The following is a 12,542-nucleotide window of genomic DNA, read 5'->3' as shown; positions in this document are numbered from 1 at the left end:
CCGCGCGCCCCAAAGGCGCAGTCACAAGCGGCAGTCTAGCGTGCCGGTCAGGGAGGCACCAGCGCTTGCGCGGTCAGATCACACGGTGACCCGCAACCGGGCGTACAGCAGGATGGCTTACTGACCGATGCCAGGGGTGATGTCGAGCGCGAACGCTTCCTGACCGTTCAGTCGCAGATCACTCGGTCGGCGCAAGACCACCTGTCCCTGGACGTCGAGTGAAAGACGCAGCAACTCCTCGAGCGAATTCAGTTCGATTTTCCAGCCTTCAACGCGATTCTCACCGAGGTGCTCGTTCACGCCGACACCCTCGACCGCGGGCAGCCCGACCAGGGCGGGCACGGCGCCCGGCAGCATGGGCTCCTCGTGAATGACCTGACCGGCGCGCAGTACGATGAATTCCATACGGGCAGTGTAGGGACGGCCGCCATGAGCTGCGCTTAGGCTTTGTTAAACGTACCGGCCAGAACCCCGCCTCCGCTCAGGCCGGTCCGTGCAGATTCGGGCGTGCCCAGCCTTTCCGGGACGTTCAGGCAATCAAAGGTTGTTCGCTTTTGCCTGCGCCCTCTCAGTGACCGCGTGGCCTGGCACGCCGGGTCGGTTCGGCACTCCAGGGGTCGTCCGGCCAGGGGTGTTTGGGATAGCGTCCCTTGAGTTCCTTTTTGACTTCAAGGTACCCACGTGCCCAGAAGCTGCGCAGATCCTGGGTGACCTGCACGGGCCGTCCGGCAGGTGACAGCAGGTGCAGCACCACCGCCGTGCGCCCGTCATTCACGGTGGGCGTCTCGGCCAGCCCGAACAGCTCCTGCAGCTTGACGGCCAGCACGGGCGAGGCCCCGGAGGGAGCGTACTGCAGGCGGATGGCGCTCCCGCTTGGCACGGTCAGCCGGGCAGGCGCCAGTTCGTCGAGCCGGGCGCTTTCAGGCCAGGGCAGCAGCGCCCCGAGCAGCGCTTTCAGATCGATTCGGGCGAAGTCTTCTCGCTTGCGCACACTGCCCAGAAACGGGAGCAGCCACACATCCGCGCTCTCGAGGAGCGCCTCGTCACTCACGTCAGGCCAATTTTCGTTCGGGCGCCAGACGCGCAGGCTGAGCACGCGTGCCTGCCAGGAGCGGACCTCGGGGGTAAAGGAGAGCAGCGCCGCGCCTTCCCGGCGCAGCGCTTCCAGCAGCGCCTCCTGGCGAGGTGCTTCGGGAATGACGTTCAGGGCCTCGGCGTCCAGCACCAGTTCCCCCACACGCCGAGTGCGACGGGCGACCAGGGTGCCCGAGCGCGAATCCCAGCGCACCTCGTCCACGGCACGCGCGCGCGCTTCCAGAACACCGGCCGCCAGCTCGGCCGCCAGGAAGATCCGGCCCTCCCCCGCGCTTTGGGCATCACCGGGCGCCAGATGAGCGACCGCCAGGTACTCCGCCCCCGCGAGGTCGTCATCGGCGCTCAACCGGACGCCTTGCCCGCTGGACAGACGGTAGCGCAGGCGCTCACCGGGGCGCCGCTGCGCCACGCGTTCGGGATACGCGGACGCCACCAGCGCGCCCAATTCATGGGGTCCCACTTCATCGTTCACGCCAGTGAGGCGCAGCAACCGTCTCCACTGTGCCGAGAGCCGCTCGATTCGCTCAAGCACGCCCCGGTCTGCGCCCACGCGCCTCACGCCTGCCCGGAAAGCGCGCAGGGCCTCCACGCGAGTCGCCAGATCCGCTCCCGCTTCACGTCCCAGCGGATCGCGCTCTTCGAGCAGCGCGGCCACGTCGCACGCAAGAGCGGTGTTGCCGCTTTGGCAGCCTTCCAGCAGCAGGTGCGCGAGGCGCGGGTGGGTGGGAATGTCGAGCAGTTCCCCGCCCCGTCCGGTCAGGCGGCCGTCCTCGTCGAGTGCGTCGAGTTGTGACAGCAGGGCGCGCGCGGCCTGCAGGTGTCGCTCGGGGGGAGCGTCCGGCCAGGGCAGGCTCGCCGCGTCACGCACGCCCCAACGGGCCAGTTCCAGCACAGTGGGCGCGAGGTCGGCTTCGAGAATCTCGGGCTTGCGCTGCGCTGCCAGCAGGGCGTGGGTGCGCTCGCTCCACAACCGCAGGCACACTCCGGGCGCGGTGCGGCCCGCACGGCCCGCACGCTGATCGGCGGCGTCGCGGGTGACCCGCTCGGTCACGAGGCGTGTCAGGCCACTTGCGGCGTCAAAGCGTGACACGCGCGAAAATCCCGAGTCCACCACCACCCGCACCCCCTCCAGGGTCAGGCTCGTCTCAGCGATCGAGGTGGCCAGCACCACCCGTCGCGCGCCCTGCGGATCGGGCAAAATCGCGCGGCGCTGCTCGGCCGGGGGCAAGTCGCCGTACAGCGGCAATATGGGCACTTCGGGATGGCGCTCCTGCAGCGCTGCCTGCGCGCGGCGAATTTCACCGCTTCCCGGTAGGAAGGCCAGTACGTCACCTTCCAGGTCCTGCAACGCTTGCGTGACGGCCTGCGTCACCAGGTCAGCCAGCGGCCCACCCGGATCATTCGGGGCGTACCTCACCTCCACGGGAAAAGGCCGACCGGGCGCGCTCAGGACCGGGGCGTTCAGTTTGAGCGCGCGCGGCAGGTCCTCATTCAGGGTGGCGGACATGATCAGCACTTTCAGGTCATCACGCAGGGCGCCCTGCACCTCGCGGGTCAGGACGTAGGCGAGATCGGCGTTCAGGGAACGCTCGTGGAACTCGTCGAAGATCACCAGACCGACGCCGGGCAGTGACGGGTCCCGCTGCAGGAAACGTGTCAGAATGCCCTCGGTGACGACTTCGATGCGGGTCCGGGCGCTCACGCGCGATTCGAAGCGAACCCGGTAACCGACGCTCTCCCCAACCGCCTCTCCCAGCATTTCGGCCATGCGCACCGCGACTCCACGGGCCGCCAGGCGGCGCGGCTGCAGCATGATGATTTTTTGCCCTGCCAGCCAGTCCTCACCCAGCAGTTCCAGCGGCAGCAGCGTGCTCTTGCCCGCGCCGGGCGGCGCCTGGAAGAGGACGATTTCGCTGTTTTGCAAGGTTCGTTTCAGCTCGGGAAGCGCGTCACGCACCGGGAGATTCACGCCGTCATGCTAGAGCAAGCCGGCGTGCAAGGGCCGAGGAGCGCGAACAAATCCGGATCGCCCCAACGGCTCAGCCAGCTCCCACCGACAGCTGGAAGCCCCGCAGCTCGTAGCCGTGAATCAGCTCGTTGTACCCCAAGCGCGGGGGTGAGACTACCTTCAGATCGGGCAGCCACAACAGGCGCCGCAGAAAAACGTCGCTTTCCTGAATGGCCACGAAGGCGCCCGGGCAGCGGTGATGACCGTCACCGAAGCTCATCACGGGCGCCTGGACCCCACGCGGCAGCGGACGATGGGGGCACAGCGAGCGCGGCAACGGGCCGACGGTGTCCGCGTCGGCGTTGACATCCTGGAGATGCAGGACGATCAGGCTATGTTGGGGAATGTGGGTCTCACCAACCGACAAGTCCGCCGTCGCACGCCGGACGAGCCGGGCCACCACCGGTTCCAGCCGCAGAATTTCGTGCAGGATGGCGTGCCGTTCACTTTGGGAGGCGAACAGGTACTCGCGTCGTAAATCCGAATGTTCCAGCAGGTGCCAGGCCGCAGCGCAGATGAACTCGCGGGTGGTCACCATACCTGCCGTGCCGTACGTGAGACACTCGGTCAGCACCTCCAGGTCGGTGTAACCCTTGCTGATCACGTGCGAAATGACGTCATCCTGGGCCCGACGCTGTCGTTTGCGGATGGCAGGCTTCACGTCGAGCAGATAAAAGCTCAGCAGTTGCGCCCGATTGCGCAGGCCCGCCAGACGGCGCGAAAAGGCGCCGCCTGCCTGGGCACTCGCGCCACCCTGGACAAAGGCCTCTATCCGCCGTCCCATGCCGGGAAGCCGGCTGTCGGTCAGGCCGACCACCTGCGCCGCGACCCGCACTGCCAGGCGCAGGCTGAGCTCGTCCAGCCGGGCGTGCCCGCGTGTCACCAGCTCACCGACCAAATCGTCGGCCAGCCCTTCCATCATGCGCCGGTACGACGTCACGGCAGTGGGCGTGAAATAGCGGGCGGTCTGGCGGCGCATCTCGTGGTGCTGCTCGCCCTCGGCAAACAGCACCGGGTCGTTGTTCAGCACCGCGACCTCGCTCACGAGCTCCGCACCGAATCCGGCCTGCCTGACCAGTTCGCTGCGCAGTACCGCGCGGGCCGCGTCGAAGCCATGCACGTGAAAGACGCCGCTGGGATCCCGCACGATTGCAGGGCCCACGTGAGGTGCGCCTTGGTTGGTCTTTTGCTCGCCTGGCCGCGCAGCTTCGGCGGGACGGAAGGGAAACGGGCACGGGTTTTGGGTCGTGGTGGTCATCGGTCCTCCTGCAGTCGGAGAGAATGAGTGCGCAACGGACGAGACTCGCTTATAGTCTCGTGTAAACCGGTGAGAAGGCCGCCGGTCCACTTCAGCGCCCGGCCTTCATGCACTGCGTGCGGTTTCCGGCAAGGCGAATGGGCGTGGCGCTGTTTGCCACCCCGGCTGTGTCTCTCCAGCGTGCAGTACAGTCTGAGACATGGCCCTACAAGTTGGTGCTTGCGTCCCGGACGCAGTGAGCGGCGCAGAAGTGCTCCGGTTTTCCGAGTGGCGTGGTCAGTGGGTGGTGGTCTTTTTCTTTCCGCGCTCGAACACCACACATTGCCAGCTCCAGGCACGCCGTTTTCAGGCCCTGCTGCCGGAATTCGAGCACCTCCATGCTCGGCTGCTGGGAATCAGCAGTGATACGGTGGCCCAACAAGTCACGTTTCGTGAGATCTGCCGCTTGCAGTTTCCGCTGTTTACTGACAGCACCCAGCAACTGATCGAGTTGTTCGGCGTGCGCGAGGACGATCTCATCGATGGCGAGTCCACCCACCGGGCCAAACGCCAGACATTCTTGATTTCGCCTGAGGGCGTCATCGCCCACCATTGGGTACAGGTCGACCCGAATACACATGCCTCGGAAGTCCTCGAGTATCTGCGCGCACACAGTTCTGCCCGGCGGCCTGACCTGCTGGGCTGAACTGGGGCCGAGGACCCTTCGTGTGTGCAGACTGGCAGGCCGCCCAGACCAGAGAAACAGACCAGAGAAACAGGCCAGAGAAACAGGCCAGAGAAACAGGCCAGAGAAAGCCCGCGCCAATGCGCGGGCTTTCAGACACAAGAATCAGCCGGATTTTGGGACAATGGACGGGTACTACGCGGTCAGGGGTGAGCGGGCCGGGCGAACCTCGCTTGGCGAGTCCTCTCGTGCGAGGCGCTCGTGCCAATAGCTGTTGAGGGCGCGGCGGCGCGCTTCGTTTTCTTCGTGGTCGGGCAAAGCAGGAACGACGGGCAATTCGGGCGTGGTGATGTCCTTCATGTTGCGCTTCATGCGTTGCCTCCTGAACTCGAAGGAGCCGGGACCGGCTTGGTCAGGCGTAGCGGGGGTCAGGCAGCGCGAACGTACACGTACGCCGTGCGGCCACGGTGGCCACCGCTGGGCTTGGGGCGACGGGAGAGCAGACCCTCTTGCAGCAGGTACGAAGTCGAGCGGGTCGCGCTGCCCAGCTTGACTCCCAGGGCCCGCGAAATCTGGTGTACGTCGAGGTCCGCCAGGGTCGCCATGAGGCGCAGGACGCGCGACGGCAGATCTTCTTCGACGACGTCGGCCTGCTCGAACAGTTCGTCCAGGCGGTCCTCGCCGGCATACGTCAGCGCGTATCCACCGTTGACCAGCTTCAGGCGTCCGGCCTTGAGCATGGCCATCAGGGCGAACTGGGCCTCGTGCTCCAGCAGTTCACCGATCATGCCCTCTTCGGGGGTACCGTCCGCGCAGGCGCGGCTCAGCAGGTAGAATTCGAGCGCATTCGGGATACCGTCCAGCGAGCTGCTCTTGTGTGTCATGCGCACAGGTTACAAAAGCAGCTCTTGCAAAATTCTGACAAAGAAATCATTAAACTTCCGTGCCAGACGTGAGATTCTTATGATATAGAGATGAGTTTATAAGTTAATTTATGAGATGAAACTCTCCCGAAGGCACCCTGCAACGAGCGAATGTTGGCATTGTCGGCAGCGTGGCAACACTGCCACGTCAGCAGCCAGCCGGGGGCTTCCAGCGCCCGAAACGCTGCCCGGCGCGCCCGTTCAGGACCGTGGCGCGTTCCGTGTCGTTCCGTGTAACGTCATCTTCGACGGCGGTACGCGCCTCGGCGCCTTTCTAATCGCGCGTTTCGGAAACCGGCTGACCATGCAGATCACGCCGTCGACCACGCCAGTATTCAGGTAAACCGGCGCGTCAGTGTTCAGGACGGCAGCCACAGCTGGAGCGGCACCAGCACCTGAGCGCCGCGCATTCGCATTCCGCAGCCGACGCTGTCCAGCGTGCAGCTGCACGAACCCGCCTGATCGGACGGCGCGCACCTGTAGAGTCGGTCCTAGCGGGCCTGTCCCTGTTCGCTCTCAAGAGCGAACTGCAACAGGCGGCCGTCGCTCTGGTCTTTGGCGTGCAGCGCCGACTGCCGCACCAGGCGGGCCTGCTCGCGCGCGTGCAGCGCTTCGTGCGTGAAGGCTTCTCGGGGTCCTTCCTCGCCCGCTTCACCGAAGTGCCGGGCGAGGTGTTCGAGCAGCATGACGTTCTCGTCGAGGGCGCGCGCGGCACTCCACAGGGACGCTTCGACGCTGTCGCGCACCTCGGCGAGCAGCGAGGAAGGCGAGAAGGCGTGTCCGGTGTGACAGCGGAAACGGCTGGAGTTTCCTTCCTTGATCTGCACCATCACACCGTGGCACTCCGGGCAGGTAAATGGCGAGAGCGGCCCGAGCTGCAGCACGCCCAGCTCGAAGGCGTTGTCTTCGGTGGCCACGCCGAGCTCGACCTCAAGGCGTCGTCTCTGTTCGTCATCCAGCGTCACGTGTTCCTCCAGAGGGCCCGCCGCGAAGGCCCATTCGCTCAGGTGGGGGCCGATTTGCCCTGCGCCGAGCACCTCGTCGACTTCCACCTGCCGCAGGGCGCTGAGCGGCATCGAGGGTTGCGGGGCTTCTTCGGGATGCTGCACGATCACCTGCCCGCCGAGCTGCTTGATGGTCCACAGGCCCGAGGTGCCGTCGTCGAGCATGCCGCTCAGCAGCACGCCCATCACACCCGCGCCGTGCGTGTACGCTGCCGAGCGGAACAGCACGTCGATGCTGGGCCGCGCGCGGTTTTCCTTGGGGCTGCGGGTGAGGCGCAGGTGTCCGCGCTGCACCAGCAGGTGATGATCGGGCGGCGCCACGTGGATCACGCCCGCGCGCAGCGGGTCGCCGTCCCGTGCATGGCACGCTTCGAGCGGTCCGCTGTCGTTCAGGATTTGGGCCAGTCGGCTGGGAAAGTCAGGCGAAATGTGCACCACGACCAGCACCGCTGCGGGAAAATCGCGGGGCAGGTCACGAACGATGGCGCGCAGCGCGTCGAGCGCTCCGGCGGACCCACCGATCACCACGAGGCGCTCTGTCTGCATGCCTCAAGCCTGCCCGCTTTCCGTTGCCGTCAGGCGAGAGGAGGGTGGGCGAATCTTTAGGTATCCCTTTTGGGGGTGCTGTTTTGGGGGCGCCCTGCTTCAGCGACGCGAATCGCTTTGGGGTACCACAGAAATTTCACTCGGGATCGGGCAGCCTTTTAGGCAGCGAGAAGTAGAACGTCGCGCCCTGACCGACTTTGCCTTCGGCCCACACCCGCCCGCCGTGACGCAGCACGATGCGCCGCACGAGCGCGAGGCCCATGCCGGTGCCCTCGAAGTCACGCTCGCTGTGCAGCCGCTGAAACATGCTGAACAGGCGCTCTTTCTGGCGCATGTTGAAGCCGACGCCGTTGTCCTCCACGCAGATCACGTGTTCGCGCGCGGTGTCACGCACACACACGTGAATCCGGGCGGCCTCGCGGGTACGGGTGAACTTGAGGGCGTTGGCGAGCAGGTTGCTGAACACCAGCTGCAAGGTGGTGCTGTCGCCCGTCACGGTGGGGAGCGGGTCGCTGGTAAGGGCCACGTCGCGGCCTTCCAGTTCGCTCTGCAGGTCCTTGCGCACCTCGAACATGACACGGTTGAGGTCGACCGCGACGAAACGCACCCGCTGGCGGCTGGTGCGGAAGAACAGCAGCAAGGCGTTCAGCAGCTGCTCCATGCGCTCCACCGAGTTCACGATGTGCTGCGCGTGCCGCGCTTCCTGCTCGTCCGGGCTGTTCTGGTGCTTGACGAACATGTTCGTGAAACTGCGAATGTGCCGCAGGGGAACTTGCAGATCGTGCGCGACGGCGTAGACGAAGGTTTCGTGCTCCTCGCTCAGCTCGCGGATGTGCGCGGTGCGTTCCTGCACGCGCTCTTCGAGGTGGGTGTTGAGGCGCAGCACTTCTTCCTGCGCGCGGCGTTGCGCGCTGATGTCGATGATGGCGGCGCGGCACGTTTCGCCCGGACTGACGCTGCATTCCACCTGCGCGTGAAAGATCATTCCATGCGCGCCGACGAAGCGCAGTTCGGTGGTGCGTTTTTCGCCTGTTTCGAAAACCCGGCGCAGGAACAGCGCGAAGGTGCTGACATCCTGCGGCTCCAACAGCGAGGAGAGGCGACGGCGCAGCAGCGATTCGCGGCTCAGGGCGAACTGGCGGGCCGCGGTGAGGTTCGCCTGCAGAATCTGCCCGGTGCGGTCGAACGTGAGGTAACTGACCGGAGCGAAATCATACAGATCGAGGTACTCGTCGCGCGCCTGCTGCAACTCCAGGTTGGTCTGCTGCAACTGCTCCATCTGCATGCGCAGCTCCACCTGGTGCACCAGCAGTTCCTGCTGCGAACGCTTGAGCTGCCAGACCAGGGCCTGTGGATCGTTCGGGTTCTCCTGAAGCGAGCCGTCAAGCTGACCGTCGAGTTCCAGCTCGGCGCGCCGCCGCAGCTGGGCAGTCGAATCGTCGGGAAAGTCAAGTGGGTTCATAAGCAGAGAGTCATTTCGGTGATCCAGTAGGTTGCCATACGATACCGCCGCTCTCCGCGTGGCGGGTCTGCCGAGCCCGTTGCCGAAAGGGTGCCTCAAGGCAGGATGAGCGCCGGTGGGGGCGCTAGAATGACCGCAGAAAGGGAACAGCTGGTGCTCGGTGTACGTCACGTCGGGTCGTTCCTGCCGAGGTCAAGCCATGCCCGATGACAACACCATTCCCTCCCCTCCTGGCGCGGCTCCCTTTATCGTGGGGATCGGCGGTTCAGCCGGAGCGCTCGACGGCTACGAACGCTTCTTTCTGAGCCTGCCGACGGGCAGCGGCCTGGCTTTCGTGATCGTGCCGCACCTCGACGGGCACCACAAGGGCCTGATGCCCGAACTGCTCTCGCGCTGCACCGCCCTGCCGGTCGTGGAAATCGAGGATGGCCTGCAGGTCCAGCCCGATCACGTGTACGTCGTGCCGCCCGGACGGTCACTCGGCATCCTGCAGGGCATGCTGCTGCTCGGCCCGGACGGCGATCAGGGCATGCCCATCGACGCCTTTTTCGAAAGCCTCGCGGCTGACCAGGGTGAACGCGCCGCCGCGGTGGTGCTCTCGGGCGCGGGCAGCGACGGCACGCGCGGCGTCACCGCCATCAAGGAACACTCCGGTCTGGTGCTGGTGCAGGATCCCGACAGCGCCGAGTACGCCTCCATGCCGCGCGCTGCCGCCGCGACCGGTCTGGCAGATCTGGTGCTGCCTCCCGAGGAGCTCGCGCAGCGGCTGTACGCCCTCGCGACGCACACGGCGGGCGGCAGCGAACTGAGCCTCGCCGAAGGCCAGGCCGACCCCGCCCTGCAAAAAATTCTGCTGCTGGTCCGTTCGCGCACCGGGCGTGACTTCACGCAGTACAAGAAAAGCACCCTGGTGCGCCGCATCGACCGCCGCATGAAAGGCCACCGCATCACGCACGCCGCCCGTTACCTGCGCCTGCTGCAGGACCATCCGGGGGAAGTCGAGGAGCTGCTGCGCGACCTCACCATCAACGTCACCAGCTTCTTTCGGGACCCCGAAGCCTTCGAGGAACTCAAGGAACACCTGCGTGGCTACATCCTGATGAACAAGCAGGAAGTCGATCAGTTCCGGGTGTGGGTGGCGGGCTGCTCCACCGGCGAGGAAGCCTACTCGATCGCGATGCTGCTGCACGAACTGATCGATGAGCTCGGCAGCCGCCACACCCTCAAGGTGCAGGTGTTCGCCACCGACATCGACCGGGAAGTCATCGAGAAGGCCCGCTTCGCGTGGTACCCGAAAAGCATCGAGTACAACCTCACCCCGGAGCGCCTCGCGCGCTACTTCAGCGCCAAAGACGGCGGCTACGTGGTGTGCGGCGAAATTCGTGACTCGGTGATCTTCGCGCTGCACAACACCTTCGGCGATCCGCCGTTCACGCGCCTGGATCTGCTGACGTGCCGCAACATGCTGATCTACCTCAGCGGCGAGCTGCAAAAGCAGGTGATGGTGCTGTTTCACTACGCGCTGCGGCCGCACGGGCTGATGTTCCTGGGTGCCAGTGAAACCGCCGGACCGGACCGTGAGCATCAGCGCTTCACGACCCTCAACGCCCGCTGGCGCATCTACCGCCGGGGAGAAGGCGCGCCCGGCGCGCTGCCCATCGGGCAGAACCTGATGGGCCGCCCAGCCAGCGTGCCCAGCAGACCCAGCGTGCCCGCGCCAAGCCCGCGTGGTGACGTGCCGCAGATGGCGCAGAACGTGCTGCTCAGCGATTTTGCGCCGCCCGCGGTGGTCGTGAACGAACGCGGAGACATCCTGTTCGTGAACGGACGCACCGCCCGTTACCTCGAACTGCAGCCCGGCAAGGCGAACATGAACGTGCTGGAGATGGCGCGCGACGGTCTGCGCTACGAACTGCCCGCCGCGCTGCGCGAAGCCGTTGCCGAACGCCGCGAAGTCACGCTGTCCGGAGTGTACCTGAACGCCGACGGCGCTTCGTTCACACTCGACCTCATGGTGCGTCCGCTGAGCACCGTGGAGCCGCTGTTGATGATCGTGTTTCACGAGCACGCCGCGCCGCCCGACGTTCCGGGCGCCGCCCCCAACACCGATCGCACGCGCGCGCTCGAACAGGAACTCAGACATGCCAGAGAGTCCCTGCAGGCCAACATCGAAGAGATGGCCGTGTCGATGGAGGAACTCAAGAGCACCAACGAGGAACTGCAGACCACCAACGAAGAACTGCAGAGCAGCAACGAGGAACTCGTCACCTCCAAGGAAGAACTGCAGTCGCTCAACGAGGAACTGATCACCATCAACGCCGAGCACGAACGGGTCATTCACGACCTCGCGCAGGCCAACGACGACATGCGCAACCTGCTCGACAGCGCCGGCATCGCCACGGTGTTTCTCGACAACGACCTGCGCGTCAAGCGCTTCACGCCCGGCATCACGAGCGTCATCAACCTGATCGCGGCGGACGTCGGGCGGCCCATCACCGACATCAGCCTCAACCTGCGCGACGACCACTTCATCCAGGACGTCCAGCGGGTGCTCGCCACCCTTGTTCCGCTGGAGACGCAGGTACAGACGCACGACAACGCCTGGTACCTGATGCGCATCAGCCCGTACCGCACTTCGGACAACTTCATCGACGGGGTCGTGGTGACCTTCACGAACGTCGGCACCATCAAGGGGCTCGAACAGCAGCTGCAGCTGTCGCTCGCGGTCTCGCAGGCTTCCCTGAATGCCCTGAACGATCCGCTGGCCGTCTTCGACCATGACCTGAAGCTGGTCAGCGGCAACGACGCCCTCTACGCCCTGCTCGGCACCGACGCCGCGCAGGCCACCGGGCAGCGCCTGTACGACCTGGGCAACTTTGTGCTCGACACTCCCGAACTGCACCAGGAACTGCGGCACGTCATCGCCACCGAAGAGCCGCTGCTGAATTACGTGCTGAACCTCAACCTGCCGCAGCACGGTTCGCGCAAAATGAAAACCGAGGTCACGCCCGTCTTCAGTGAGGACGACCACGCCGCGCTGTACCTGCTGCGCCTTGAGGACGTGACGGAGTTGCTGCACCGCGCCGCCCTGGAGGGTGAAGACCTCTCCTGGGACGTCACGGCGAGCGACCTTCAGCAGGGCGATCCGCGCTGAGCCCACCAGGGCTCAGCGCCGTTCACACGCCTGCCCGACACCGCACCCTGGAGCGTTGGTTCGTTCCATTGATGGCGGAAAGCACTCCATCGATTCCATTCCCAAACGCTCCAGCGCCGGGTTTACTCGCTCCGCTCGGCCAGAAGCATTGATCAGAATCCGATCAATGCCTCTGACCACCGCTTTAATCCAGGGTGCGGCAGAGCGCGAGTGTTGCCCGTGAGCGCGCAAGGCGCGCCTGCGACGACGCGACCCGCTCGGCGCACTCCCGAATGGCGCTGTCCAGCGCCCGCGCACGACGCCTCAACTCGCTCAGAACCGCCCCCGACGGACCGGACAACGGCTCAGCGCACACAGTAACAGTAACTTCAGGACCTTCTGACATAAACACACCTTCTGCGGCCGAACTCTACGAGGACCCAGGAGCC

The 12,542-nt window shown here is 65.5% G+C and carries 9 protein-coding genes; 2 read left to right on the top strand and 7 right to left on the bottom strand.

The genetic code is table 11. The annotated features are described in order from the left end of the window. Positions 1–117: 117 nt before the first annotated feature. From DEIPE_RS15545 to DEIPE_RS15535, 3 genes are all read right to left on the bottom strand, one after another. Positions 118–405: a hypothetical protein gene (locus DEIPE_RS15545; protein WP_015236922.1), complete on the bottom strand. Its 288-nt coding sequence runs from the start codon at positions 403–405 to the stop codon at positions 118–120. 163 nt (positions 406–568) lie between these two features. Beyond that, positions 569–3,064: an ATP-dependent helicase HrpB gene (hrpB, locus tag DEIPE_RS15540; RefSeq protein ID WP_015236921.1), complete on the bottom strand. Its 2,496-nt coding sequence runs from the start codon at positions 3,062–3,064 to the stop codon at positions 569–571. A 70-nt stretch (positions 3,065–3,134) separates the two neighbouring features. Then, complete coding sequence (locus DEIPE_RS15535; RefSeq protein WP_015236920.1) at positions 3,135–4,361, bottom strand: cytochrome P450; 1,227 nt, start codon at positions 4,359–4,361, stop codon at positions 3,135–3,137. 199 nt (positions 4,362–4,560) lie between these two features. Between DEIPE_RS15535 and DEIPE_RS15530 the strand changes: the two genes are divergently transcribed. Continuing rightward, entirely contained in the window at positions 4,561–5,046 is a 486-nt protein-coding gene (locus DEIPE_RS15530) for a peroxiredoxin (RefSeq protein ID WP_015236919.1), read from the top strand. A 174-nt stretch (positions 5,047–5,220) separates the two neighbouring features. Here the strand turns inward: DEIPE_RS15530 and DEIPE_RS24120 are convergent, their stop codons facing one another. The 4 genes from DEIPE_RS24120 to DEIPE_RS15515 form a co-directional block, all read right to left on the bottom strand. Further along, entirely contained in the window at positions 5,221–5,397 is a 177-nt protein-coding gene (locus tag DEIPE_RS24120) for a hypothetical protein (RefSeq protein ID WP_015236918.1), read from the bottom strand. Positions 5,398–5,453: 56 nt separating this feature from the next. After that, complete coding sequence (locus DEIPE_RS15525) at positions 5,454–5,909, bottom strand: helix-turn-helix domain-containing protein (RefSeq protein WP_015236917.1); 456 nt, start codon at positions 5,907–5,909, stop codon at positions 5,454–5,456. A 530-nt stretch (positions 5,910–6,439) separates the two neighbouring features. After that, on the bottom strand, positions 6,440–7,498 hold the full coding sequence (locus tag DEIPE_RS15520) for a chemotaxis protein CheB (protein ID WP_015236916.1): 1,059 nt from the start codon (positions 7,496–7,498) through the stop codon (positions 6,440–6,442). 136 nt (positions 7,499–7,634) lie between these two features. Continuing rightward, the gene (locus tag DEIPE_RS15515; RefSeq protein WP_015236915.1) at positions 7,635–8,960 is read right to left on the bottom strand and encodes a sensor histidine kinase; all 1,326 of its coding nucleotides are present in this window, start codon (positions 8,958–8,960) and stop codon (positions 7,635–7,637) included. A gap of 199 nt (positions 8,961–9,159) precedes the next feature. Between DEIPE_RS15515 and DEIPE_RS15510 the strand changes: the two genes are divergently transcribed. After that, on the top strand, positions 9,160–12,114 hold the full coding sequence (locus DEIPE_RS15510; RefSeq protein ID WP_015236914.1) for a CheR family methyltransferase: 2,955 nt from the start codon (positions 9,160–9,162) through the stop codon (positions 12,112–12,114). The last annotated feature ends 428 nt before the right edge of the window (positions 12,115–12,542 follow it).

This window comes from Deinococcus peraridilitoris DSM 19664 (genome assembly GCF_000317835.1).
GTDB classification, from domain to species: Bacteria; Deinococcota; Deinococci; order Deinococcales; family Deinococcaceae; genus Deinococcus_A; species Deinococcus_A peraridilitoris.
Note: the sequence above shows the minus strand (reverse complement) of the source record. Positions and strands in the feature narration are given on the sequence as shown.

Excerpts from the sequence above, each read along its gene's own strand:
- DEIPE_RS15545 (WP_015236922.1), bottom strand. The coding sequence starts at position 405 with ATGGAATTCATCGTACTGCGCGCCGGTCAGGTCATTCACGAGGAGCCC.
- DEIPE_RS15535 (WP_015236920.1), bottom strand. The coding sequence starts at position 4,361 with ATGACCACCACGACCCAAAACCCGTGCCCGTTTCCCTTCCGTCCCGCC.
- DEIPE_RS15530 (WP_015236919.1), top strand. The coding sequence starts at position 4,561 with ATGGCCCTACAAGTTGGTGCTTGCGTCCCGGACGCAGTGAGCGGCGCA.
- DEIPE_RS24120 (WP_015236918.1), bottom strand. The coding sequence starts at position 5,397 with ATGAAGCGCAACATGAAGGACATCACCACGCCCGAATTGCCCGTCGTT.
- DEIPE_RS15525 (WP_015236917.1), bottom strand. The coding sequence starts at position 5,909 with ATGACACACAAGAGCAGCTCGCTGGACGGTATCCCGAATGCGCTCGAA.
- DEIPE_RS15520 (WP_015236916.1), bottom strand. The coding sequence starts at position 7,498 with ATGCAGACAGAGCGCCTCGTGGTGATCGGTGGGTCCGCCGGAGCGCTC.
- DEIPE_RS15515 (WP_015236915.1), bottom strand. The coding sequence starts at position 8,960 with ATGAACCCACTTGACTTTCCCGACGATTCGACTGCCCAGCTGCGGCGG.
- DEIPE_RS15510 (WP_015236914.1), top strand. The coding sequence starts at position 9,160 with ATGCCCGATGACAACACCATTCCCTCCCCTCCTGGCGCGGCTCCCTTT.